The 26,093-nt window shown below is 53.0% G+C and carries 19 protein-coding genes; 6 read left to right on the top strand and 13 right to left on the bottom strand.

Annotated elements, in window-relative coordinates:
* Nucleotides 1-6: 6 nt before the first annotated feature.
* Nucleotides 7-1,701, bottom strand: a complete 1,695-nt coding sequence (gene kdpA / locus ACV8MC_RS14875) for a potassium-transporting ATPase subunit KdpA (protein WP_016770899.1) — start codon at nucleotides 1,699-1,701, stop codon at nucleotides 7-9.
* An 8-nt stretch (nucleotides 1,702-1,709) separates the two neighbouring features.
* The gene (gene kdpF, locus ACV8MC_RS14870; protein ID WP_007899818.1) at nucleotides 1,710-1,799 is read right to left on the bottom strand and encodes a K(+)-transporting ATPase subunit F; all 90 of its coding nucleotides are present in this window, start codon (nucleotides 1,797-1,799) and stop codon (nucleotides 1,710-1,712) included.
* Nucleotides 1,800-2,197: 398 nt separating this feature from the next.
* Here kdpF and eat point away from each other — a divergent pair, with 398 nt between their 5' ends.
* The 3 genes from eat (at nucleotide 2,198) to ACV8MC_RS14855 (ending at nucleotide 4,554) form a co-directional block, all read left to right on the top strand.
* Nucleotides 2,198-3,562, top strand: a complete 1,365-nt coding sequence (gene eat, locus ACV8MC_RS14865) for an ethanolamine permease (RefSeq protein ID WP_016770900.1) — start codon at nucleotides 2,198-2,200, stop codon at nucleotides 3,560-3,562.
* A gap of 129 nt (nucleotides 3,563-3,691) precedes the next feature.
* Nucleotides 3,692-3,859, top strand: coding sequence for a DUF2897 family protein (locus ACV8MC_RS14860; protein WP_016770901.1), 168 nt, complete (start codon nucleotides 3,692-3,694; stop codon nucleotides 3,857-3,859).
* A gap of 137 nt (nucleotides 3,860-3,996) precedes the next feature.
* Entirely contained in the window at nucleotides 3,997-4,554 is a 558-nt protein-coding gene (locus ACV8MC_RS14855) for a TetR/AcrR family transcriptional regulator (protein WP_041478311.1), read from the top strand.
* Here ACV8MC_RS14855 and fabF read toward each other — a convergent pair.
* The 3 genes from fabF to ACV8MC_RS14840 all read right to left on the bottom strand — a co-directional run bounded on the left by fabF (nucleotide 4,551) and on the right by ACV8MC_RS14840 (nucleotide 8,470).
* A complete protein-coding gene (gene fabF, locus ACV8MC_RS14850) occupies nucleotides 4,551-5,825 on the bottom strand; it encodes a beta-ketoacyl-ACP synthase II (protein ID WP_457262428.1) in 1,275 nt (424 codons plus the stop codon). The two genes, ACV8MC_RS14855 and fabF, sit on opposite strands and share 4 nt — an antisense overlap.
* Before the next feature lie 204 nt (nucleotides 5,826-6,029).
* Nucleotides 6,030-6,365 (bottom strand): ComEA family DNA-binding protein, encoded by a 336-nt coding sequence (locus ACV8MC_RS14845; RefSeq protein WP_457262427.1) that lies wholly within the window; start codon nucleotides 6,363-6,365, stop codon nucleotides 6,030-6,032.
* Between the two features lie 110 nt (nucleotides 6,366-6,475).
* Nucleotides 6,476-8,470, bottom strand: coding sequence for a polysaccharide biosynthesis protein (locus tag ACV8MC_RS14840; RefSeq protein WP_457262425.1), 1,995 nt, complete (start codon nucleotides 8,468-8,470; stop codon nucleotides 6,476-6,478).
* A gap of 351 nt (nucleotides 8,471-8,821) precedes the next feature.
* On the opposite strand from ACV8MC_RS14840, the gene cysC reads away from it, so the two are divergent.
* From cysC to ACV8MC_RS14825, 3 genes are all read left to right on the top strand, one after another.
* Nucleotides 8,822-9,412 (top strand): adenylyl-sulfate kinase, encoded by a 591-nt coding sequence (gene cysC, locus ACV8MC_RS14835; protein WP_150637731.1) that lies wholly within the window; start codon nucleotides 8,822-8,824, stop codon nucleotides 9,410-9,412.
* Nucleotides 9,412-10,791: an FAD/NAD(P)-binding protein gene (locus ACV8MC_RS14830; RefSeq protein ID WP_457262424.1), complete on the top strand. Its 1,380-nt coding sequence runs from the start codon at nucleotides 9,412-9,414 to the stop codon at nucleotides 10,789-10,791. The genes cysC and ACV8MC_RS14830 overlap by 1 nt, the downstream gene beginning before the upstream one ends.
* A 134-nt stretch (nucleotides 10,792-10,925) precedes the next feature.
* Nucleotides 10,926-11,687: an SGNH/GDSL hydrolase family protein gene (locus ACV8MC_RS14825; RefSeq protein WP_457262422.1), complete on the top strand. Its 762-nt coding sequence runs from the start codon at nucleotides 10,926-10,928 to the stop codon at nucleotides 11,685-11,687.
* A 68-nt stretch (nucleotides 11,688-11,755) separates the two neighbouring features.
* Here the strand turns inward: ACV8MC_RS14825 and ACV8MC_RS14820 are convergent, their stop codons facing one another.
* From ACV8MC_RS14820 to ACV8MC_RS14785, 8 genes are all read right to left on the bottom strand, one after another.
* Entirely contained in the window at nucleotides 11,756-12,739 is a 984-nt protein-coding gene (locus tag ACV8MC_RS14820) for an NAD-dependent epimerase/dehydratase family protein (RefSeq protein WP_457262421.1), read from the bottom strand.
* A gap of 214 nt (nucleotides 12,740-12,953) precedes the next feature.
* The gene (locus ACV8MC_RS14815; protein ID WP_457262419.1) at nucleotides 12,954-17,879 is read right to left on the bottom strand and encodes a glycoside hydrolase family 99-like domain-containing protein; all 4,926 of its coding nucleotides are present in this window, start codon (nucleotides 17,877-17,879) and stop codon (nucleotides 12,954-12,956) included.
* Nucleotides 17,880-18,023: 144 nt separating this feature from the next.
* Nucleotides 18,024-19,397 (bottom strand): ABC transporter ATP-binding protein, encoded by a 1,374-nt coding sequence (locus tag ACV8MC_RS14810; RefSeq protein ID WP_457262417.1) that lies wholly within the window; start codon nucleotides 19,395-19,397, stop codon nucleotides 18,024-18,026.
* Complete coding sequence (locus tag ACV8MC_RS14805) at nucleotides 19,387-20,205, bottom strand: ABC transporter permease (protein ID WP_457262415.1); 819 nt, start codon at nucleotides 20,203-20,205, stop codon at nucleotides 19,387-19,389. Before ACV8MC_RS14805 ends, ACV8MC_RS14810 begins: the two co-directional genes overlap by 11 nt.
* A 774-nt stretch (nucleotides 20,206-20,979) precedes the next feature.
* Nucleotides 20,980-22,722, bottom strand: a complete 1,743-nt coding sequence (locus ACV8MC_RS14800; protein ID WP_457262414.1) for a glycosyltransferase family 2 protein — start codon at nucleotides 22,720-22,722, stop codon at nucleotides 20,980-20,982.
* A gap of 447 nt (nucleotides 22,723-23,169) precedes the next feature.
* Nucleotides 23,170-24,189 carry an MraY family glycosyltransferase gene (locus tag ACV8MC_RS14795; RefSeq protein WP_457262413.1) on the bottom strand — a complete coding sequence of 340 codons (1,020 nt, stop codon included), beginning with the start codon at nucleotides 24,187-24,189 and terminating at the stop codon, nucleotides 23,170-23,172.
* Nucleotides 24,186-25,148 carry an NAD-dependent epimerase/dehydratase family protein gene (locus tag ACV8MC_RS14790; protein ID WP_457262412.1) on the bottom strand — a complete coding sequence of 321 codons (963 nt, stop codon included), beginning with the start codon at nucleotides 25,146-25,148 and terminating at the stop codon, nucleotides 24,186-24,188. The genes ACV8MC_RS14795 and ACV8MC_RS14790 overlap by 4 nt, the downstream gene beginning before the upstream one ends.
* Entirely contained in the window at nucleotides 25,145-26,068 is a 924-nt protein-coding gene (locus ACV8MC_RS14785; RefSeq protein WP_457262411.1) for a glycosyltransferase, read from the bottom strand. The genes ACV8MC_RS14790 and ACV8MC_RS14785 overlap by 4 nt, the downstream gene beginning before the upstream one ends.
* Nucleotides 26,069-26,093 lie beyond the last annotated feature (25 nt).

Below are 26,093 nucleotides of genomic sequence, written 5' to 3'. Positions count from 1 at the left end.
GATTCCTTAGAAGCCCATACTTAAATGTTCGGCGACAGGACCGAGCGCCAGCGTCGGCAAGAACGTCAGGCCGCCCACCAGCAAAATGGTCACGGTCAACAGGGTCACGAACAGCGGGCCGTGAGTCGGAAAGCTGTTCTGGCCGACCGGTGCGCTTTTCTTCATCGCCAGGCTACCGGCCAGTGCCAGCACCGGCAGGATGTAGCCGAAGCGGCCGATCAACATGCCCAGGCCGAGCATCAGGTTGTGGAACGGCGTGTTCGCGCCCAGGCCACCGAACGCCGAGCCGTTGTTGGCGCTCGCCGAGGTGTAGGCGTAGAGCAACTGACTGAAGCCATGCGGGCCGGGGTTGCTGATGGTTGCCGCAGCGCTGGGAACCGTGGCGGCAATCGCGCCGAGCACCAGCACGCCGACCGGCATCACCAGCAGCGTCACTACCAGCAATTGCACTTCGCGGGCCTGGAGTTTCTTGCCGAGGTATTCCGGCGTACGACCGATCATCAGACCGGCGAGGAACACCGCGATCAGCACGTTGAGCAACATGCCGTAGAGCCCGGCACCGACACCGCCGAAGATCACTTCGCCGACCATCATGTTGACCAGCGCGACCATGCCGCTCAGCGGGTTGAGGCTATCGTGCATGCCGTTCACCGAGCCGTTCGACGCCGCCGTGGTAGTCACCGACCACAGCACCGTCGCGGTAGTACCGAAGCGCGCTTCCTTGCCTTCCAGCGGCGCGGTCTGCTCGACGGCGGCATTGTTCAGGGTCGGATTCGGCTGATACTCGGCCCACAACGACGTCGCACCGCCGATCAGGAACAACGCCAGCATGCAGGCGATGATCGCGCGGCTCTGACGCAGGTCCTTGACGTAGTGGCCGAAGGTGAACACCAGCGCCACCGGGATCAGAATGATCGAGGCGACTTCGAACAGGTTGCTCCACGCGGTCGGGTTCTCGAACGGATGCGCCGAGTTGACCCCGAAGAAACCGCCACCGTTGGTGCCCAGCTGCTTGATCGCAATCTGGCTGGCCGCCGGGCCGAGCGGAATTACCTGATCAACACCCTGCAGCGTCACGGCATTTACATACTGAGCGAAAGTTTGCGGTACGCCCTGCCAGACCAGATACAGCGCCAGCAGCAGGCACAGCGGCAGCAGGCCATAGAGGGTGGCGCGGGTCATGTCGACCCAGAAGTTGCCGAGGGTCTGCGCTGATTTACGGCCGATGCCACGGCACAGCGCGACCAGCACGGCGAGGCCGGTAGCGGCGCTGACGAAGTTCTGCACGGTGAGACCGACCATCTGGCTCAGGTAGCTGAGGGTCGCTTCGCCGCTGTAGGACTGCCAGTTGGTATTGGTCATGAAACTGACCGCAGTGTTGAACGCCTGGGTCCATTCCTGGCCTGGCAGATTTTGCGGGTTCAGCGGCAGGTGATCCTGGAACAGCAGAATCGCAAACAGCAGCAGGAAACCGGCAAGGTTGAACGCCAGCAGCGCCAGCGTGTACTTCTGCCAGCTCTGCTCCGCCTGCGCATCGACCCCGGCAAGACGATAGCAACCGCGCTCGACCGGGCCGAGAATCGGCGTCAGCCAGGTGCGCTGGCCCTCCATCACCTTGTAATAGAAGCGCCCAAGGAACGGCGCCGGCAGCAGGACCAGCGCAAAAAACCCGAGGATCAGCCAATAGTCATAACTGTGCATAGCCGCTCCTAGTTCCGGTCCGCGCGCAACAGCGCAACCAACAGATAAATGAACAGCCCCACTGCCAACAGCAGTGACACCCCGTCCAGAACGCTCATGGAAGATCTCCGTGTAACGGCGTATTGCCGTGTGTGCAGCGATTGTCGGGAAGGAGGCTGTAAAGGAACGAGAGCGAGGCCCGGCGTGGGTCATAAAGAAAGCGTAAAGAGTGGGTTTATGCGGGCTTTACGGCTGAGTTTCGTGGTGTTTGGGCTGCGCCTTCGCGAGCAGGCTCGCTCCCACCGGGGCAACGCATTTCAAAATGTGGGAGCGAGCCTGCTCGCGAAGACGGCATCACCGACAACATCGCACCCAACTGGCGCACAAAAAGCAGCTATCCCCACCCGGACATCCCCCCTGCGACAGCTTTGAACTCATTACGACTTGTTTCACGATAGTGGCACGCCCACTGCACACGCCCTCCCTTGAGCTTTCCAACCATTGCGGGAGCAAGCGCATGAACACACAACTCAAACCCACGCTGGGCACGTTGCACCTGTGGGGTATTGCCGTGGGGCTGGTGATTTCCGGGGAATATTTCGGCTGGAGTTACGGCTGGGGCGTGGCCGGTACGCTGGGTTTTCTGGTGACCTCATTCATGGTCGCGACCATGTACACCTGCTTCATCTTCAGTTTCACCGAACTGACCACCGCGATTCCCCATGCCGGCGGGCCGTTTGCCTACAGCCGCCGCGCGTTTGGCGAAAAAGGCGGATTGATCGCCGGACTGGCCACACTGATCGAATTCGTCTTCGCCCCGCCAGCGATTGCCTTGGCGATTGGCGCGTATCTCAATGTGCAATTTCCGGCACTCGACCCGAAACACGCGGCGGTCGGGGCGTACATCGTGTTCATGGGCCTGAACATTCTCGGGGTGAAACTGGCCGCGACGTTCGAGCTGATCGTCTGCGTGCTGGCGGTGGCTGAGTTGCTGGTGTTCATGGGCGTGGTCGCGCCGGCGTTCAGCTTCAGCAACTTCGCGCTGAATGGTTGGGCCGGTTCCGACGTCTTCGGCGCGCCGGCAATTGCCGGGATGTTCGCGGCAATTCCATTTGCAATCTGGTTCTTCCTCGCCATCGAAGGCGCCGCCATGGCCGCCGAGGAAGCCAAGGACCCGAAACGCACGATCCCAAAAGCCTACATAAGCGGCATCCTGACGCTGGTGCTGCTGGCAATGGGCGTGATGTTCTTCGCTGGCGGCGTCGGCGACTGGCGCACCTTGTCCAACATCAACGACCCACTGCCGCAGGCGATGAAAACCGTGGTCGGCGACAACTCCGGCTGGCTGCACATGCTGGTCTGGATCGGCCTGTTCGGCCTGGTCGCCAGTTTCCACGGCATCATCCTTGGTTATTCGCGGCAATTCTTCGCCCTCGCCCGCGCCGGTTACCTGCCCGCCTCATTGGCAAAACTGTCGCGCTTCCAGACCCCGCACCGCGCAATCATCGCTGGCGGCCTTATCGGCATCGCGGCGATCTACAGCGACGGACTGATCAACCTCGGCGGCATGACACTCACCGCCGCGATGATCACCATGGCCGTGTTCGGCGCCATCGTGATGTACATCATGAGCATGCTCAGCCTGTTCAAACTGCGTAAATCGGAACCGAATCTGGAGCGTACTTTCCGCGCGCCGTGCTATCCGCTGGTTCCGCTGATCGCGCTGGTGCTGGCGGTGGTGTGCCTGGTGGCGATGGCGTGGTTCAACACGCTGATCGGGCTGATTTTCCTCGGCTTCATGGCGGTGGGGTTCTGCTACTTCATGCTGACTGGACAACTGCGCGCCGATGCGCCGGCGGATGCGATGTTGACCGGTCTGTAACACGATTCGGGTGTGCCGGGCATAAGCGGCCTAGAATGGAACCACCGCGAAGTCGTTTCGCTCAAAGGTGGTATGCAGCATTGCACGGCGAAGTCCTCGCCCGTCGAGCTGCCATTAAGGAGAGCCGTTATGCCCTGGTATGCCTGGTTGATTCTGGTCGTTGCGATCGGCTCGATTGTCGGCGGATTGATGATGTTGCGCGACACCGCCAACAAGGTCGAACTGACCGATGAAGAACGCAAGCGCGTCGCACAGCGCAATGCCGAAGCGGATGCCAAGGATGCACAAGACCGCTGATACCAACCCCGCCGCAATGGCGGGGTTGGTTTTTTCAGCACAATCGGACGTACCCGCAGGCTGTTTAGATTTTAGAAGTACAGTCACCATTTAATCTTCCGTGGTTAAGATGGCAGCATCGTCGCGGAGAGCTCCACATGCGTTACTCGCCAGATCACAAAGCCCAGACCCATCAACGCATCATCAAGGAGGCTTCCGCCCGATTTCGCAAGGACGGTATCGGCGGCACCGGCCTGCAGCCTTTGATGAAAGCCCTGGGCTTGACCCATGGCGGTTTCTACTCGCACTTCAAATCCAAGGAAGAGCTGGTCGAAAAAGCCCTGCAAGAGGCCGGCGAGCAAGTCGCGGGCCTGTGCGAAGAAATCTTCGCGCAGGAAAACCCTCTGCAAGTGTTCATCGACACCTACCTGTCAGAGTGGCATCAGACCTCGCCCGACGAAGGCTGCCCGCTGCTGACCATTTCCTCGGAGCTGGGCCTGCGTGGCCAGCCAAGCCCCACCAGCGACGAAGTTCTCAATGCTCGCCTCGAACAAATTCAAGGCACGCTCGAAGGCGAGAACAGCGCCGATCGCAGCATTGTCATCATGGCCACCCTGGCCGGTGCCCTGCTGCTGTCACGCAGCGTCGCGGATGCCGACTTCGCTCAGCGCATCCTCGACGTCACCCGCGAGCATCTCAAGCAATCGAGCGATTAACCTTCCCAGCGTTTGAACAACACGCTCGCATTGACCCCGCCAAAACCGAAGCCGTTGGACAAGGCATATTCGATCGACATGGAGCGCGCCTCGCCATGCACGATGTCCACCCCTTCGCTCGCCGGATCCGGGTTTTCGAAGTTGAGCGTTGGTGGCACCACCTGATCACGAATCGCCAGCAGCGTGAAAATCGCCTCCAGCCCACCCGCCGCGCCGAGCAAATGACCGGTAGCGGATTTGGTCGAAGTCACGGCGATCTTGTTCTGCGTGCCAAACAACGCCTTGATCGCCGCCAACTCGCCCAGGTCACCGACCGGCGTCGACGTCGCATGTGCGTTGAGATGCTGCACCTGCTCCGGCGTTACACCGCCCTGAGCCAGTGCCAATTGCATCGCCCGGCGAGCGCCACTGCCGTCTTCCGGCCCGGCGGTCAGATGGTAGGCATCGGCCGTGGTGCCGTAGCCAACCAGTTCGGCCAACGGCTTCGCACCCCGTGCGAGCGCATGCTCCAGCGACTCGATGACCAATAGACCGGCGCCCTCGCCCATCACGAAACCATCGCGCCCACTGTCGAAGGGACGCGAAGCTTTTTCCGGGGTGTCGTTGTAGCCGCTGGACAACGCCCGCGCCGCCGCGAAACCGGCGAGACTGACGCGATCGATCGACGCCTCCGCACCGCCACATACAGCGATGTCCGCCTCCCCCGCCCTGATCAACCGCGCTGCATCGCCGATCGCCTGAACCCCGGCGGCACATGCGGTAACCGGAGCGCCCAACGGCCCTTTGAGGCCATGCTGGATCGAGACATGACCCGCCGCGAGATTGACCAAAAACGATGGAATGGTGAACGGCGACAAACGCCGAGGACCACGGCTGTCAGTGGTACGCACCGCATCGGCAATCGCACCGAAACCACCGACACCCGAGCCGATGATTGTTGCAGTGCGCTCCTGGCTTTCAGCGTCCGCCGGATGCCAGCCGGCCTGCTCCAGCGCCTGCCGCGCCGCTTCCATGGCAAACATGATGAAGCGATCCATCTTCTTCTGTTCCTTGGGCGGCGTCGCACGATCCGGATCAAACCCGGCCTCGGCATCCTCCTCCACCGTCGGCACAGTGCCGCCGACCCGGGTCGGCAGATCAGCCACAACCGCATCCGGCAAGTTGCGCAACCCGGAACGACCGGCCAGCAAACGCTGCCAGACAATTTCAACATCACTGCCCAAGGGTGAAACCAGGCCCATGCCCGTGACGACGACTCGACGTTGGTTCATACCGTGGTTACCCCTATCAATTCAAAATTCGACGTGCATCGGTGTGCGGCGATTCGACTGCTGAATCAGTCCCGAGCGAAATTATTATAGGCATAATCAAGGCGCAATATGATACCCGTAATTTTCAGCGTTCAGGCATCCACCCGATCATCACCCAATAAAAAGGCCGGTCAAGGACCGGCCTCTCGGCGTTGAACTGTCAGCTTAGTTCACTTCCAGCTTTTCACGATTGCGATCCAGAATCGCCTTGCCAATCCCCTTCACTTCCAGCAATTCATCCACCGACGCGAACGGCCCGTTTGTATCACGATACGCAACAATCGCCTGTGCCTTGGCCTCACCCACACCCGCCAACTCCTTCTGCAACGTCGCCGCATCCGCGCCGTTGAGATCGACCTTGGCAGTCTGAGAAGGAGCAGCTGCATCCATCAGCAACGGCGCCTTTGTTGTCTCGGTGGGCGCTACAGGGGCAGCAATCGCAGCGATCGAGGCGCTGGTGAGGAAAGCAAAGATCAGCGAGTAGAAATAACCGGTACGCATAAGTGACGCTCCATCATCGTTTTAGAAAGCAGCTTTTCCCAAGCTGCTCTCCAAACGTAGGTCATGATGGAGGGAAGTCAAAAATGCGAGCGTTACAGGATGTGAAACAATCAAGGCTCGAGGCGACGTTGCTGGTAGATCCAGTCAACGATTTCGCCATCGGGGGTGTAGCCGGAGACGGTTTCGCGCAGGAGCTGGCGGACGCGGGTGTAGTCGTCGGCTTCAACGGCTTTGAGCAGTTCGTTCAATCGGGCTTTCAGGACCTCCCAAGGAAGATGATCCTCATTGGCGCTCATGATCATGGGATGCGACGTAGCTGCTACGTTGTCACCGATCAGCAACTCCTCGTACAGCTTCTCGCCTGGACGCAAACCGGTGAACTCGATGGAGATGTCGCCTTGAGGATTGCGCTCGGAACGGATGCTTAAGCCGGACAGGTGGATCATTTTTTCCGCCAGCTCGACGATTTTTACCGGCTCACCCATATCCAAAACGAAGACATCCCCGCCCTGCCCCATAGAACCGGCCTGGATGACCAGTTGCGCAGCTTCGGGGATGGTCATGAAGTAGCGGGTGATCTTGGGATGCGTGACCGTCAGCGGTCCGCCCGATTTGATCTGGCTGTGGAACAACGGAATCACAGAGCCGGAGGAACCTAGCACATTGCCGAACCGCACCATTGTGAAACGAGTTTTGTTGACGCGGGAAACATTGGACTTGTCTCCGAACAGCACAGGCGCAATCTCACGGCTCAAAGCCTGCAAAGTTAACTCGGCTAGACGTTTAGTGCTGCCCATTACATTGGTCGGGCGAACGGCCTTGTCCGTAGAGATCAGCACAAAGTTCGATACACCAGACTGCAAAGCTGCCTGGGCTGTGTTGAGCGTTCCGATCACATTGTTCAGCACACCTTCGGCAATATTGTGCTCAACCATAGGTACATGCTTATAGGCCGCCGCATGGTAAACCGTCTCGACTTTCCATGTTTTCATGACATCCAACAACTTTTCTTGATGACGAATTGAACCGAGGATCGGTAACAATCTGATAGAGACCGACTGCCGACAGACCCGCTGCTCCAGTTCTGACAGAATATTGTAGAGATTGAACTCACTGTGCTCGAACAAAATCAAAATCGTAGGCCGTAACGCAAAGATCTGCCGACATAACTCCGAACCAATCGATCCCCCGGCGCCGGTGACCATGACGGTTTTGCCGTGAATGCAGCGAGCGAGCAGGTCGGGTTGCGCGGGAACTGAATCGCGTCCCAGCAAGTCAGCAATATCGACTTCCTGAATATCCTCAACCTTGACGCGACCGCTGGCAAGATCGGTGAAATTGGGCACACTGCGAACATGCAGGGGAAACCCTTCGAGAACATTCAGAATTTCCCGACGTCGTGCGCGGGTAGATGATGGCAAAGCTAGAAGAATCTCTTGTGCCCCGGTCACATCAATCATTTGTTGTATGTGTTTGGGTTTATAGACCTGAAGTCCGGAAATCGACCGATCAGAAATTCCGGGATCATCGTCAATAAATGCGACCGGGCGCATGACCCGCCCCATGCGAAGCGCTGCTACAAGCTGATTACCCGCAACCCCCGCCCCATAAATGGCAACTTTTATCAAGCCATCATTACGACTTGCAAATGGTACGTGTTGCGCAGCCGTGAACCAATCGCCCATGAAATACTGTCGCAGACACAAACGCAGGCCACCGATGATGACCATGCTCAACCACCAATAGTTGAAAACGATCGAACGAGGAACAACAGATTCATGATTGCTGTACCAGAACACAACTACAGCCAGAATCAATGAGGAAAGACTGACCGCCTTGACGATCGCGATAAGCGCGTCGTTGCCAAAGTAGCGCATGACAGCGCGGTACATGCCAAAGCGTATAAAAAACGGGATCGCAATAACTGGCGCACATGCGAAGAGCCATATATGAGCATTGATCGGGTTATACATATCATCGACGCCCAGACGTACAATGAAAGACAGCCATAAAGCGACCCAAACCAATACGACATCGGTAAGCACCTGCAACAAACGTTTTTGTTTGCGAGGCAACCCCAACAAGACCGTCCGCACCTTATCCATTCACCCATCGGAGCACGCAGCTCCCTCCTTAAGCAGTCGAGGCTGGCATTCTACTCCCAATATTTGAATGATCATCTGAATAGTTGATTGCGCCATGTCAACCCTAGCACTGGATCGACCGACTCCGGCCGATTCTGCACGAGCAATTTGCCGGGTGCATAGCTACAATCCACCATTACCGAAAATGTAAAGCGCTCTCAGATTTGCGAACCCCCTTCGCCTGCCGATCCACTTCATCAACACACGGCAAAGATCATGAAAGCACGGAACCGGAGGCCGCACCGCTCGTGCAGGCATCTCCGTCCATCAAGCCTACATCATTTTCCAATTTTCAGTGCTTAATGAGAAAACATGTCCGAAAATCTTGTAGCTCACACAACCGCAGTGAACGCAGAGCGCCGCAGCCTCATTAAAAATCAGCGACCTACTGTCATTTGGCTCACAGGACTCAGCGGAGCGGGTAAGTCGTCCATTGCCAATGCCTTGGAGCTGGCGCTTTGCAATGAAGACCGTCATACCTACCTCCTCGACGGTGACAATGTCCGATTGGGTCTTTGCCATGATCTGGGATTCAGCGACAAGGATCGCATCGAAAACATACGACGCATTTCCGAAGTCGCCAAGCTTTTCATTGATGCAGGATTGATCGTTATCACCGCATTCATCTCTCCGTTCAAACGTGACCGCGCGTTGGCCCGCGAAGTCATCGGCGCAGAAAACTTCATTGAGGTATTCATCGATACTCCCCTCAATGAATGTGAACGCAGGGATCCGAAAGGCCTGTACAAGAAAGCCCGTCAGGGACTGATTGCCAACTTCACGGGCATCGACTCGGCCTATGAGCCACCGGAAGATCCGCAGATAGTAATCAACACACTGGAAGATGATCTGCAAACTGCCGCCCGGCGTATTATCGACTTCATCAACAAGCCATCACGCTAATGAAAACTCTAGTTATTATCGGTGCCGGATTCAGTGGCACTGTGGCCGCCATCGAATTTCTGCGCTCTGCCGCCGAAGACACCCGACTGATCATCATCAATCGATCTGGCGCAGTTGCGCGGGGTCTTGCTTATGGCACCAGCAGTTCAAAACACTTGCTGAATGTTCCTGCAGGCAATATGAGCGCCCTTGTCGATGATCCCGACTCGTTTCTGCGCTACTGCCAGGTCCGGGCACCTGATACAACCTCCAGTTCGTTCGTATCCAGAAAGTTGTACGGCGACTATCTTGCTTCACTCCTGGAAGATGCAGAAAAAGACTTCGGGCGCCCTACCGATGTAGTACGTATCTGTGCGGAAGTGGTATCGCTCAAACCGCAAGATCAAGGAGCGCAGATTGAATTGTCTTCGGGTGAGAGAATCCTTGCCGATCACGTGATTCTGGCTTTTGGCCATTTCCCTCCGCGCACGCCCGCTGCGCTGGCAAGCCTGGTGGAGTCACCGCACTACATCGCAAATCCTTGGAGCGGATCAGTCAGCGCCATGGAACAACAAGGTGAATCGGTGCTCCTGATCGGAAGCGGCCTCACGGCTCTGGACGTCATTTCCAGCCTTGGAAAGGTGAACGACGGCAGTCGGATATATTTGCTGTCGCGGCGAGGATTGTTGCCACTGTCCCACAGGGCAAACAAGGGCGGATTGCAGGCACCAATACCCTGTCGTGATGAAATGCTGAATGCTGCCCCCACCGTATTGAGTTACCTGCGCGTCCTCAAATCGCAAGTAGAAGCGGGCAAAACGCTCGGACTGAATTGGCGCGATGTTGTTGCTGCGATACGCCCGATCACTTCCCGTCTGTGGGCTCGCCTGCCGACGACTGAGCGCAAGAGGTTTCTCCGTCATCTGCAACCCTATTGGGATGTTCATCGCCATCGTGTAGCGCCGCAAACGCATGAGTTCTTCGCAGATGCAGTGAAACAGAAAAAAATCATACCGTTAGCCGGGCGTATCCGCTCGATGGAAACATTCGATGGAAAAACGCTGATTACTCTGCAGCGGCGCGGTCATCGTGATACGGAGCAATTGCAGATTGATCGCATCATCAACTGTACGGGACCTAATTCCGATCCAGGCATGATTGACGAGCCTCTGATTCAACAATTGATAAGAGACGGGCTGATTGCTGTCGACGATCTTGGTTTGGGTTTGCTAGTCGACGACAGCCTCTGCGTGCAGTGCAAAGACGGGAAAGCACTCTCATGGCTGAGTTACGTCGGCCCAATGCTCAAAGCCGGGCTCTGGGAAGCCACAGCCGTCCCCGAATTGCGTATACATGCCAGCTCGCTCGCCAGAAGCGTATCCGGAAAATTCCGGCCTTGAGTAAACGGACCCAGGGAGCGCCAACACATCGCATCCTGCATGCCACATGCTGGCCTCCCTGGTTCGAGTCATCCGCGACAGCTAGCCGCTATCGGGTGATCTCAAAGAAACCCCCATCAGGATCCATCCAGACAATGAACTCTGTACTTGTGCTCGGCGACTCTCACGCTTTGGTATTCAGCTCAGAACACATGAGAGATCTATTTCCCGACCATGTATTCGAAGTGACATCAGTGGGCGGTGCAACTGTATCCGGATTGCAGAATCCTAATGCCGTTACTCAAGCCATGCCGCAATACCTTGCTGCGCTGCAAACGACTACCGCGAAAACAGTCATAGTGATGCTGGGAGAAGTCGATACCGGCTTTGTAATCTGGTACCGAGCACAAAAGCATGGTAGCTCGGTGGAGCGAATGCTTGAGAAGGCCGTTGGTAACTACCAGAACTTTTTGCAGCAGATTGCTAAAACAAATCAGGTAATCTGTATCAGCACTCCGCTCCCCACTATCCGCGACGATATGCAATGGGGCGATGTTGCCAACTTGAGAAAGGAAGTAACTGCCTCCCTGTCTCAAAGAACCCGGTTGACGATCAGATTCAACTCAATGATGGAAGCCTTCTGTCTTGAAGAAGGCATAAACCACCTGAATTTCGACACGCTTTCCACTGATGAGACGGGTTGTCTGAAAGAATCCCTCCGCAACCCCGATCCCAGCGATCATCACTATGATCCGACAGCGCATGCGAAGATGATCGAACCCTTATTAAAGCCATTACTCCTGCAAGATAAGCACCGCGAACCGCAATGCACTAAATCTGCCACACCCGCCGGCAACAACACTGAAAAAATTTCTGCCATCAGCAATCTGTTGCGAATATTTTTGCGCTGGAAATAAAACAACCCGTTGACTCCACAACGGGTTGAATCGACTGTCTGGCTCCACCGCGAATCGACGTCCGACTGTCAAGCAATTCGCGAGGAAGGATTCTCCTCCAACCATGCTACAAACTGCTTGAGTCCCTGCTCGAAGCTGACGGCGGGCGCCCATCCCAGCGAACGCTTCGCTCGCTCGATACACAAAACACTCACAGGCACATCAAACCCTCGTGCAGCCTGGTACTGCCGATCAGCTACACGTCCCGTGATTTTTTCAATCGCATCCAGCAACTCATTCAAACTGTGTCCATGTCCGGAGCCGATATTGAACACGTGTTCATCCGTTGAGCGCTCAATAGACGCTAGCAACGCTTGAACAACATCCGCTACGTGGATGTAGTCACGAACCACCGACCCGTCGCCCCAGATCTCAATAGGCTCACCACGCAATACTTTACCGAGAAAAACCGCAACAGCCCCCTGATTTGAATGTGTCCGCTGCCCTTCTCCATATGGATTTGCCAATCGCAAGACGGTGTAATCAAGACCATGCAGGCGATGAAAAAGGGCCATGTATTTCTCGATTGCCAGCTTCGCAATTCCGTACGAACAAGCCGGATCTGTAGGATGCGTTTCAGAGATAGGTACCTGAACGGGATCCCCATAAACGGTTCCTCCCGATGACACGAAAACAATCTTCTTGATACCGGCCTCGACGGCAAGATTCAGCAAGCGAATGGTTCCAACCAGATTGCTTTCGATATCAAAAACCGGATCTGCGTTCGATGATTTAGGCAGCGTAGTCGATACCAAATGATAACAAATGTCGCAGTCTCGTAGCGCTTCGCTTATATCAGCCTCGCTGGTGAAGTCACCCTCATACAACTCAAAACGTGTATCGGTGGTGTGTGAATCTCCTAACGCTACGACGTTAGGGCGATCAAAGCAGCGCACAGTATGCCCTTGATCGAGCAATGCCTCGACCAGATGGGTACCGATGAAGCCGCGACCGCCCAATACCACCGACCGCATTGCTCTCGAGGTGGAGGTGTTCTCGGATATTTTCAACATTAATCTCCAATGCTTCAAAGGCTTGATTTGCTGTCGGATGAGCAGTTGACGTAGCCCTACGCTAATCAGCTGTTTCAAAGCTTTGCGAAAAAAGGGGCAGTGACAGGCCATGTAGCACAAAAGGAGCCTATGAGACGACGCGAAGCGCCCCACAGCCTGACCAGCTCAAACTGTGGAACCTCCTTCATTACTAAGGCAAGCCCTTAATCGCCGCCTACACGGCGGGCGGCGATACCAAAGCAGACTCGTCGCCAGCTCGCTCTTCCCGGCGGGCTTTGATGTCACGTTCGAACAAACGAATGTATTGTCCTGCAACTGCGTCGATTCGGTAGCGACTGGAGACCTCTTTCACTAACCCCAGCACCTTGTTATACCTTGCTTTTTTGCTGGCAAAATCGGCGATTACTTTCGCAGTATGCTCAATAGGGATCTCCCAGTCTTCAAGTACGATTACCTCACCGGCCATCTGATCGCCTATCGTCAGCATGTTTCGAATATCGCCAACATCGGATGCGATATATGGCTTGCCCGCGAAAAGGCAGTCAACAATTGTCAGAGGGAAGCTCTCGGACTTGAACTTGGTGAGCATAATCCCCATGTCCGCCGCGGCATAATGTCCGACCGAGTTATCACTGAATCCCGTCAAGCAGACGAAATCAGGAGCCCCAACACGGCAATATTCGTCGTATACAGGTCCATTACCGACCAGCAACAAACGTATGTCGACTCCCGAAAGGTTACGCGCCAAAGCTACTGCCTGTATGGTCTCATCCCAGCCCTTGTCAGGTATTGCCCGGCTCACACAGCAAAGTACAAAAGCGTCCTGCGCAATGCCCAACTGCTCACGTTCGATAGCTACCACGGCTGGGGGCTGCAAGCCATTAGGTACTTTGACGAAACGTTCAGGGTCTTTCTCACAGATAGAAAGATTAGCGAAAGGAACGATATTCTTTTCAGCTGTATAAACCCACGTAGTCACCTCACTATTTGCCGCCTTGAGCTGTTCATGAGTTACAGCGAAGGCTTCACCGTGCTCGATCATTCCGTGCAAGGAAGCAACGTGAGAACCCAACTCCGAAAATACGCCAGGAAGACTTATTGGATACTTCTGGGTATGCCATTGATGGCTGTTCAAGGCTTCTATACCGAACTCGTGAATAAGCGACTTCACCTCATGAAGGTCGTTCGTTTCGACGAGCGGAACATCCGCACGTAGCATACGGCGAACGCCGTCCTCTCGCGCTGTAAGTCCGGCACTCAGCAGAAGCACCGAAAAACCTTGGCGCTTGAATTCGTTAGCTAGGCGGATTGGCAAGATTTCCGCACCACCCGGGTAAAAGCCAATCGTTGAAACCATGATGTTCGGAGTGCGATTGGCGCGAGCCTCAGAGATAGCATCGCGCCCATACCACGCGTAGAACTCTTGTTGTGAGTTCCCAACATTAATATCGTAAAGTCGCTGGCTACTCTCTTCACACATTTCAAGAACCGAAAGGGGGACGTTGTACAGAGCCTGTACTGTCTGGCTTGCCATCCCGAGTTCTCGATAAAAGACTTCTCGCTTATAGGTAAGCTCTGCAGCACTGCCGACGTAACGGCGGAAAAAATTCGTCCCCTCGACCGAGTAAGCAACTTTGCCTCCGCGAATGAGATGAAGGTAAAAAACCCAGTCACCCGCTACTCGCATGGAGAGCCAGGCCTCATCATCAAGCAACGGTAAATCTATCGGCCGCTTGAAAACGACACCGCTAGCGTTAGGAATCGTATTTTTAATCCCCAATGCATAACGCACTTCACTGTGAGCGGTGTCTACGTACGATTCTGTCCATTTCTCTGCGCATTCCAGGTCACTGACATACTTGTGGAACTCGCCCTCTTGGACGACTTCATCACTGGTGACGAATTCGCAGCGTGCATAAGCGAGCATGACGGCTTCATCATCGAAGCAGCGAACAAGAGCCTGAAGAAAGTTTTCGTCACAGTAATCATCGCTCTCGGCAAGCCAGACAAGATCCCCCGTTGCTGCCTTGATACCCTTCGCCCATTGCCTGAACACGCCACCAGAATTGTTCTCGTTGAACAATGTGACGGTTACGTCCGGGAACCGCTGTGCATACTCATTCAATATCGAGCGACTTTGATCAGACGAGCAGTCATCCATCAAGATAACTTCAAAATTCTTGTACGTTTGGCCATAAATACTATCCAAACGTTTACGCAGAAAACGTTCATGATTGTAATTTGGCACAACAACCGAAACTTTCGGCATCAACGTCGCTGACTTGATGTCCAACAACGCACGACTCGTCTCGTTAACGCGACCAAAACCTGCAATTTTGTCAGGTTCTAGAAACAGTCCACGACTCCAGTCATTCCAAGCATTTACGAACACCAACTGCCGATCTTCGGAGTGTGTATTTTTAGCACTTTTTATTGTCGCATCCAGCCAACGACGATACTCGCGCGCTAAAAATCGAGTATAAACCAGCGGTGAATTTGCATCATATGCAGATTCATCTCTGGCCAAAGTAATACCGTTAAAAACCGGAAACGAATGTGATTGAGCGTTTTCCGCTCGTGTAATGCCATTGGCCACAATTACCGAATAAGGAACAGCGGATATACCATTCTTACGCTGTGGAGCAAAAGTGCCAATCTCACCTGGAACAGGCTCTACTGGCAGTTCCAGAACGCCGTCACATAGCGATGAGAGCTTTTCGCTCCACACCGTTTCATTAATCTGTGTCGACTGAACGATCAGATACACATCAATGTCACGTTGGACGAGTTGATCGTGTAGCTCATTGATCACATCAAAACTGTTGCGTCCCGAGCACTCGATTACAACGACAGGACGTCCATCAATACGCAGATATCGCCGATCGCGAACAGCCTCACGCAAACGTGCCGGCACGTTTTTTTCTTGCTCTGAAATTTTCACGCAAAACTGAAATTGAATGTTTTTATGATCAAGAAAAACGTCTACTGGCTGGCGCTTATCTTCAATGCCTTCGCTGCTATTCCACTCGAAACAAAAACCGTACAATCCATGGGCTTTGGCCAGTCCCACCTGCTTGGCCAAAACTTGGCTATCCAGTGGATCATAAAATCCAAGATAGTCATTCGGCAGTAACTGAGCCCCGCCTTTGGAGGCGGCACGCGCCTCGCGAAACTTATCCCACTGCGGCAAAACATAAAGAGCAAAAAGTTTTATGCTGTTTTTAGCACGACCAAAATTTATATCATCTTCATAACGGATCATCGCTCCCGGCACCGCGATCCGTTGTTCCGAGGCACCTGAAACAACGTAATGCCAAAACGGATTTATATTGGCGGCGGCGATATCCTTGTACATCTCAAGATAACCGACAGTATCGAAGTCATCGGAAGGATTTTTCCCTTCGAACCAGCCAAAGCTACAATAATGTCGAACAGGGTCCAGACCAATATTCTTTAACTCTGGATACATTGCCAGATAGTAATCAGCATCAAACAACCCAGAATTCTTAATAACTTCAACTTGCTCTGCGATAACGTCCGGAGCAACCTGTTTGAAAACGCGAGGTATGGCCTCCACCTCTACACGTTTTTTTCGCGTCCAGGTGCGTGCGTGACCAGCAATAGACCGTCCTTCCAAACTACCGCTTTTAAGGTAGTGAACCAATGGATTGACAGCCGCAGCGGCAACGTCTGGATAATCACGCAGGTATTTGTCGGTATTGAATAACGCAGAGGGGTTGCGCCCTTCCTTCCATCCATCGATCAAATAGTGCATGAGTGGATCAACACCCTGATCTTTTACATCGGGATTCTTGGAAAGGTAGTAACTCTCATCGAAAAGCTCACTGGCATTCAGTAGTTCAATCGAGGATTCACCTGCGGGAGAGCGCCGTTTTCTCAGGACTTCGATAGCTTTACCCAAGGACGTATTGCTCAGCCTGCGGATTGTCCGGCGAGCCAGCACACTGGCTCTACGCAACGGCGAAGTCACACGCCAAGAGTGCGAGTTATGAATTTTTTGCAGTTCTTGCCTTACCGCAGCAACTTCAGAATCCCTTTGCTGTTGCAGGCTGGAAATCTTCTCCTCGCCCCCATCAACCTGAGCCTTCAGAATATCGATCTGACGCGTGAGGTCCGCAATTTCGGCTTCACGCTTGCCCGCAAGAAGACGAAGTTCGGTAATTTGTGTGGCACCCTCGACTAACGAAGCATTCAGCGACCCGACTTTTCCCTCGAGCATGCCAACTGTCTGACCCAGGGTGACAATTCGCGCAGTGCGCTCTCCGAGGGATTTGTGGCGTCCCCTGATCAGCTTGATCGCGCGCAAAGCAAGCATGAGCTCATCGTGGGTAAATGATTCCTTGGCTTTAGGTGGCTCGGTGTCATAACCCAATACCGCAAAATCCTCAGCATACAAACTCCGGATCAGACTGGCACTGCGCTCTGTGACGAACTCAGGAAGGTAAGGAATCAGACTTTCGTTTGCGCGACGCTCGGCAAAAGGGTCAGGAAGGAACTCACCGAGGTGCTCGGACAATGCCTTACTGAGCCGGGATGACTCTTCAATTTTGGCCAGCACGCTATAGTTGATCAGATCAGGGCGCAACAACATGACTTGAGGAGTCCAGTGTTGATCCCAGAATGTTGGCGCTTCCTGACTGGCAAGGTGCTCAAGAAATCCCTCGAACGCCAAGGAGATATCGTTCGCATCATTCAACGGCTGATGATAAAAATCTCGCTGAAGATAGGGCCCAACCTGTTGTGGTTCCTGCAACAGCAATTTTGACTGCCACGCCGAAAATATTCGCTTGTACGGGTTTCTAACCACAGCAAATCGGAAATACGAGCCCGAGGTCAGGGCTTCATGTAATGCCTCTGGAGCAAGTCCCGTGACAGTGGGTGCGACCCTGTGCATCTCATGCACGATTTGATCCGGGTTGCTTTCTGCACTATCAGTGATCTCGTTAAGCGCTTTCGAGCAGCCTACCAACGATGCAAACCACCATTTAAGGGATGTACACGCGACTTTTGGTGTGCTCACGTACAAGAGCTTGTGCTGCTCCGAACGATAGCCACTCCAGCGGAGATAGTTGAACACTGCGGCTTCGTCACTTGGTGGCCATTCACTGATATTTAACATTTACGTCATAAACCTTATGAATATGCTGCAGCGCAGCATCAAACTTCCGAGTCCATTATTCCATTACACAAGTCAACAACGTCGCCTTTGACTCGTCGCGTTGCGTCGAGCGGTCGGCTAGTTCCTTTAGCCGACAGTCAACCGCTAAATCGTAGCTTTCCGACCAACTTCCGCTTGAGGTAAGCTCGCCATCAAATCCACATAACCGAATGAGTTCAGTTTGTCCTCGGATACAACTCGAAACATGATCGCATCCATGATTCGATGAGCGCAGCTTGGTTCCTGATTTGACCAGACACCGCCACCTACAAAGTAAACGCCCGGCAGCAAGCTCATATGAAAAGAAAACTTTATATTAAAGTCACTTCCCGCACTCACAGGTTCAAAATAGGAACCATCCTCAGGAAAACGCTGACCTGTTACAACAGCGCCAGAAACGTTACGTATATGGATGCCCCAGAACGTTGCGTCAAAACTTTCGCTGAAATGGCCGGCTACCTGAATATGATAAGTGCTGCCAGCCTGCAGAACATTCACCTGACGTCCATCGGTATCAAGTATCGAGAACGACGTAATCTCGGCCCCTTGAGTGGGATAGATTGCAGTGGTTTCAGGCACCAGTCCCGAATCAAACGAATCCTCCGACACATCCACGGAGACAACACGAGGTTTCTGGGTGGTTTTCTGGAGATCAACGTTTTCTCCAGTTTTATCCGCTTCGAGGTAGGCTTCAACCAGCCTTTTGTATTCCGCCTGTGGAGCGTAAATAAGCTTTTGGTAGGCCCTTACCGCTTGAGGTGCCGCACCGTACATAAGCCGGGTGCCATGGTCGAGTAGCAAGGTTCTATCACACAGTTCAATAATGCTCGAAGCCGAGTGCGACACGAACAAGATGGAGGTGCCCTGGCTTTTCAGCTCTTCCATTCGTGCAAAGCATTTACGCTGAAACTTTTCGTCGCCAACGGCAAGCGCTTCATCAACAATAAAGATGTCCGGATCAATCATTGCTTGGACGGCAAATGCCAATCGCACCACCATACCGCTTGAGTAACTTTTGACAGGCTGCTCGATAAATTCACCGATGTCCGCGAAAGCCGCGATTTCATCGAAACGTTGATCGGTCTCTTCCCGCGCCAGCCCAAGGACTGCGGCATTCATGTAAACGTTGTCGCGTCCAGTGAACTCGGGATCGAAACCCGACCCCAACTCAAGCAAAGCAGCGATGCGCCCATGGGTTTTCACGGTGCCGGTCGTAGGGTTCAGCGTTCCACAAATCATCTGCAGAAGAGTGGACTTACCGCTGCCATTACAACCGATTATTCCGACCGTTTCGCCTCTCTTCACTTCGAAGGAAACATCACGCAGTGCCCAAAACTCTCGGTAGAACCGACTAGGTTGCATACGTGCCGTGGCCTGTAGGCGAGGCACAATAAATTGCTTGAGCCGATCACGCGGCTGATCGTAGATTTCGTAGCACTTGCTCAGGTTCTCAACCTTAATCGCGACTTCAGAGGACATCAGCAAATCCTTTACGTGTTTTCTGGAACCAGGCAAAACCCAACCAGGCAATGCAAGTAGTGGCGATCCAATAGATTCCCAATATTTCAAAATTCGGCAATTTTCCCCAGAACAAGACATCCCGGGTCATCTCGATCGCTGGCGTCAGCGGATTAAGGTACAGCAGATGGCGGTACGCCTCGGGAAGCGCAGTCGCTGGATAGAAAATCGGACTCAGGAACATCAGAACAGTTGTCAAAATACCTATGAATTGAGACACGTCGCGCAGGTAAACGCCCAGCGAAGCCAAGGCCCAACTGACGCCCATGATGAACATTATGAAAGGGATGACGATCAGCGGCAGGTAAAAAGCCGTTGCATGTGGCATGCCGAAAAATATCCCGTAGGCTATGAACCATACACCGAGACTGATGCCGGCATGAAACAACGCTGAACCCAACACCACCACCGGAAGGATCTCAAGCGGATAAACAACTTTTTTCACGAAATTGACCTTGCCAAGAATCAGGCCAGGAGCGCGGTTAATACACTCGGAAAAAAGGTTGAAAATGATCAACCCCGCAAACAGGATGAGGGCAAATTCGGTCTTCGAGTCGCTGTCCACACTCCACCGGGCACGAAGCACGGCACTGAATACAAAAGTATAAACCGCGAGCATCAGCAACGGATTAAAAAACGACCAAAGCAACCCCATCGCAGAACCGCGGTACCTGCCGAGCACCTCCCGAATTGTCGACGCTTTGATCAGAGCAGCGTTTCGCCAGAGACTGACGAACATTTCCAATGGGTTGGCAGAGAACTGGCGCATCAAGCAAAAACCTCAGCAAAAAAAAATGCAGGTCGGCACGCATACCGAGCGGCGAGCGTGGGGGTCATACCCGAGGAGAAAAAGCAGAAGCTTCGATGGAAAATACCGCGTTCCTCTGCGTACGGTTCGAGGTACGTCGGCGTGTAGCTGCACATAATCAGGGGATTCCATTCATGAGAGAAAACGATTCCTTGGGAAAAACAGTCCGATCCACTGCTGCGCCGCAAATTAGACCAACTGACTTCAGGAGTACCGTTAGTCGCACAGAAAAGAGGGCGTGGCAAAACTGTTCCTTCCTCAAAACCGCATGACAGCGGGGCGGTGACAACCGTGGCCGGAATAAAAACCGGCTATACCTTTCCAGGCAGCATGTCGGAGCGATGGCATGGTTTGAGCCCCTTGCCCTGCAGCCCTGCGTGACAAATCCGACGACTGAAAATCAGACAACTGGCCCATGATCATGGAGGTCAATATTTTGTCGGATGATATCACTCAATACGACATAGAAACACGGGTTTTCCCTTGGCAATACGTCTGCCGGATGTAGACACATGGCCCGAAGAAACGCGCAAATTTTACCCGATTGTTTATCGCCCAAAGCGAGGGAATCTCATAGGTAAACCACAAGCGTCTGCGCCATAACACAAGAAGACCAAACCCTATCGGCACCCAGTCAAAAAATTTAAATCGTGAGCGCCTAGCCATTCGCAAAAATAGAAAAGCTGCCTGAAAAGGCAGCTTCTCCTGGACACCAAGACTAACCAATCTAGAAAATCACTGGTAACGTTCGCAAGACTTCAGTGCGCGACTCTTGGCGACAAGATAGGCATCATGAAGCTGCTTGTGGCGAGCAACCCTCACGTCCGACTGTGCAGGAGTTCGGAACAACGAGGTGGTCTTTGGAACATAGAAAAATTTATTCCTGTAAGCATAACGCAACCAGAGATTCCAGTCCTCAAGGTTGCTCATATCTGTTTCGAAGCCACCCCGCTTCAAATACAACTCACGCTCAAACATAATAGATTGAATCGGAATATAGTTATGATCCAGTAGCACCTCATAATCAAATGGCTGCTTAAACGAATCAGGCGTTTCATAACTAAGCTCTACATAACGCCCGCCATTGTCATTGACCGTACCAACTTCCATAGCCAGCGAATAGGCCGCCACCGCTTCCTCATTCCGTAGCAGAGCCGCAACTAAAACTTCCACATGATCAGCAAACAGCAGATCATCATCATCCAAAAAAATGCAGTATTTGCCTGACGCCATTTCCAGACCATAGTTTCCGGTTACCGAGCGCCCTACTTTTTCCAACCCAAAAAAACGCACATTGCGCCCTTCAGAAAACGGAGTATTTTCGACAAGCGACTTCATTGTCACTCCTCCATCTTCAACTACAATCAGCTCAATATGAGGATACGTCTGATTGAGCACCGACATGATCGACTGCCTCAAAAATTCATCTCTCTTCTGATAAGTGCGCGTGACAATAGTGACTAACGGCTGCACGACAAAAGTTTCGCCAACATTCCAAAAAGCCCCTTCCCTGATCATTTCGTAGTCAAATCCCCGAAAGGGAAAGCTGACATTCTTTTGCAGTCCTTTTCCCGCCAGGAAACAAGGTGTTTTTTTTATCAAACGGAAGACACTGCCCACTACATCTCGACGGGATCCCGGATATACCTGCGGCCTGAGCAGCAACAAAAACTGCAATGCAATACCACCCACCTTGTCGATAAAATTGCCGTAACGCAGCCGCAGGTAAGCATTCGCCAAAGTGCTGCCGGTAAATTGAAGCGGCTTTATCTGATTCTCGTGCTCATAGGTGTAGTGATAAACCATCGCACCAGGACAATATTTAAGTCGGTACCCGTAGGACCGGAACCGATAGGATAATTCGACATCCTCCCCGTACATAAATATCTGACGCTCATACCCTCCTACCTGAACATAAGCAGCACGACGAATCAATATACAAGCATGTGAGGACCAGTTGGTTTCGAGCGTTACCGGATCGTAATATTTTGGGTGTTCAAAAGGCGCCTGCCTCATCTCCCAGGACGCTACATCGTCCTGCCCTGACGCTAAAGCCATGCCGACAACTTTTTCTAGCGCATCCACCGAAAACTGAATATCGATATTGCTCACCAGAAAATAATCCGCCGCCCCCAGGGAAATGGCTCGATCATGTCCGGCGCCAAACCCTATATTTTCTCCCCGTGTAATGCTGAAGCATCCAAAGAGGTCGGCACAACGGGTCTTCCAACCTTCAAGTTGAGCAACCGTATTATCCGAAGATCCGTTATCTACAAAAAACAGATTCAGCTTTTCACAAGGATAGTTTTGCGCTTTCAAAGACTCGAAGAAACCGTCAACCCATTTTCCGCTGTTGTAGGTAACGATTGATATATCGACAGCCGGTTGCTCGCCACTACATAAGCGAGGTAAGGCATACGAAAAACGACGCTCCGCTAATGCCTGGAGTGCCTCTAAATTGTTCTTGGAATCAATCACAGCAAAAAGACACGAACGAACCCTGCTCGAAAATAGCCCGACTCGCACTCGAAGACTCGCCAAAAAAGGAAATTTCTGATATAGCGGCCGAAGGGCCGCTTTTGGGTTCGAGAGTAACTGGCGCGACCCTGTCAGGAAGCAGCTGACAAACGATTTTTTCGAAGACCTCATACCGAGCAATTTATCCTATAAAACGACTTTTCAATTTTGAATATTTTGAACTGTATACCGCTTGACTGCGAAACTTCGAGTCTTTGATCCTGCGTAAAAACCGTCCATCAGTTTGAATAATATCATTTATTCAAGAGCGCTCAATCAGCATCCAATGCGTTATCTTTCAACATAACCGGCAAATATACGACTGTCATCGATTACTTTCCAGACAGGACTGGCCCGGTTTACCTCCTTGAGGATTGGTCCCCTACCCAAAACGGAGGAGTCGCTCGGTTATCCTGGAACTTCCAACATGCCGGCGTTGTATTTTTTTGCAATGAACACCAGTGGAATATAAGCAACGAGAAGCGCCACGACACCAGGAAGCACACCGATTGCAGTCAAGATAGCAAGCGGCGCTAGCCAAAGCAGATTGATCGCCAATACGCCATAGACGACTATCTTGTGGCTTCCATAGTGACGAGAGGCATATTGATAAGCGTGGCTTCGGTGCGCCTCGTAAATTTTATCCCCACGAAGCAGGCGCTGCGCGAGTGTCCATGTAGCATCCACAATGAACACCCCCAACAAAATCAGCCAGCACCAGAGTAATTCCGGGGCCTTAGCACACGCGATTATCGTCAGCAGCCCAATAATCAAGCCAAGAAAGCCACTGCCAGCGTCCCCCATAAAAATCCTGGCGGGAGGAAAATTCCAACATAGAAAACCCCAGACAGCACCGGCCAACAACAAAGGCAACCACGCCAACTCTAGGTGCCCACTCACCCAGTAGACGAGACAAGCGGACAAGCAGACAGTGATAGCCTCTACACTTGCCAACCCATCAATTCCGTCCATGAAGTTGTACAGGTTGAGCATCCAGACGAGATAGATAGAAAAGAACAAACTGGTAAACCACTTCCAATCGAGCAACCAACCGAGCAGTGATATCTGCACTCCCGAGCCTAACCAATACAAGGCCCAGCCAGCTGCCAGGAAATGTCCGAGAAGCCGCCATTTGGCCGCAACATGCCCATGATCATCAGCGAACCCCAAAATCGCGACCAAAGCGCCGGCTCCAGACAATCCGGCCATCGCGGGGAAGTCAATCAACTGCGTGTAATACGACACGGGCAGCATCACCAGAAAGGAAACAACTATTGCGACGCCCCCACCTCGCGGGGTGGGCAGAGTGTGAGAACTTCGTGAGTTTGGAACATCGATCAGGCTATTGGCCAAGGCATAGCGTCGCAAGACATATGTCAGCAAGAGCGAAACCACGAATACTGAAAGCAACAGCACACAAAACATCATTTTATTTGAGCATCCAGGTAGTGCCTGACCGTCTGAAGAATTGCACGATCCACACTCACTGGAGGCGACCATCCGAGAACCGAGCGGGTTCTGGCAATATCAACTTCGAGAGAATCAAAAAGGCGCTGAGCTATGAGATTCTTGCCGAGCAATATCAGCAAACCCTTCAGCATCCAGATCGGGACAGGAATCAACAATGTTGGGCGATCAAGCGACTTTTTTATCACTTCCAGCAACTGGGTCGTCGAAATAGTCACACCATCACTGACTAGAAAAGTATTACCCGGGGCAGCGGGATGATCAACGCAATGGACAATCAAATCCACCAGATTACCTAGCGAAACCAAGCTGCGGCTATTGGCTACCCCCCCCAATGGCAGCGGAAAACCCTTGTCCAACCAGCTCATCATGCTCAAGAAGTTGGCTTTCACCCCGGGACCGTATACCAGCGGCGGACGTACAATCACCAGCTCCATACCGGTATCCAGACTGATTTCTCGCAAGCGCTGCTCCGCCTCATGCTTGGAATGCGCGTACGGATCATGAGGAGCCGGAGCATCGTCGTACTTGAAAGGAGCCCCACTCACGGTACGCTCACCGTTCACCTTTATCGAACTGATAAATATGAAGCGCTTGACACCTGCCGCAGCTGCTTTGAGCGCCAAAGCAACGGTGCCCTCCACATTTACTTTTCGAAACTCGGCCAATGCATCCTGCACGACCTCGTTCATAACATGAACGCGAGCTGCGCAATGGATTACAACTTGAATTCCGTCCAGGGCCGGCAGCTGCGAATGCCCGCCTAACGGACAGTTCAATACTCGACAAAGCCCCGATAAACGCGAGGCACGGCGAACGGCGGCAATGGGGGTAAACTTGCGATCGAGTAGCAGGCGCATCACTACCCCCTCACCAACGAAACCCGAAGCCCCTGTGACTAAAACGTTCGGTGAATTCATTTAACTTTTTTCCTGACGATCGCCGTTGTCCAGCAGATAAGGAAAAAAAATATCTTGTCACGAACGCGCCGCCGACAACGCCAAGCACTTAGAGAGAGCCTAAGCAACTGCCTGCGCCGCAAGCAAAACCATGACTGAACAAAGGGATCGGCGTACTTACCCACCAGCTCGGCGATTAGTTGTACCTGGGAAAACCACCAACCGTCATGAATCGTTTTATAGCGTAACGCGAGCGAATTGATGCCGATGTTTGCACCAACCTGATTGCGCTCGTGCTGACGATATCGCATGGCAGGGACGGGATCAGTAAACCAACGAAAGCCATTGCTTCTAGCAAATGCATAGCAGTACCAGTCATGTAGACTGACGCCCTGCAATGCTTGCCAATGAAGACATACCGCCGCTTTTAGATTCGTGGCCAGTCGATGATTGAGGACGTAAGTACAACCTGGCCCCGCGGCCTCGAACAGAAAATCCCAGGCAACTTGAGGCTGCGCCTTGTCAATCAGATGAGTTTTCCCACCCTCCCAGAACGCAACAACATTGCTCGAATAACCATCCACCTTCAATTCGTTGAGCTTTTCGTGCGCTCGGCGGAGCTTATTGTTATCCCAAATATCATCTTGATCTGCAAAGGCGATCAAATCGTAGCCGTCAAAATCTACGTCACGGATCAACCTGAAAAAATTACGCGAAGCACCGCCAAAGCTACCGGCTGGCGGCAAGACGATTACACGGGGGTGAACAAGACCATACTGAGCGCACCAAGCCTCAGTGCCGTCGGTTGAAGGGTCAATACTGACGAACACCTGCACATCGACCCCGGACTGTTCAAGAATCGAGGCCATCTGCTCCTCAATCCATTGCATACCGTTAAAGGCAGCCAGCAAAACTGCAACCTTGGGATGTTTCACTGGCATACCGATCCTATTAAAAGCTGTTCGA

The organism is Pseudomonas sp. PK-RTE-24, assembly GCF_054052265.1.
This window is presented reverse-complemented; position numbering and strand designations above follow the sequence as displayed.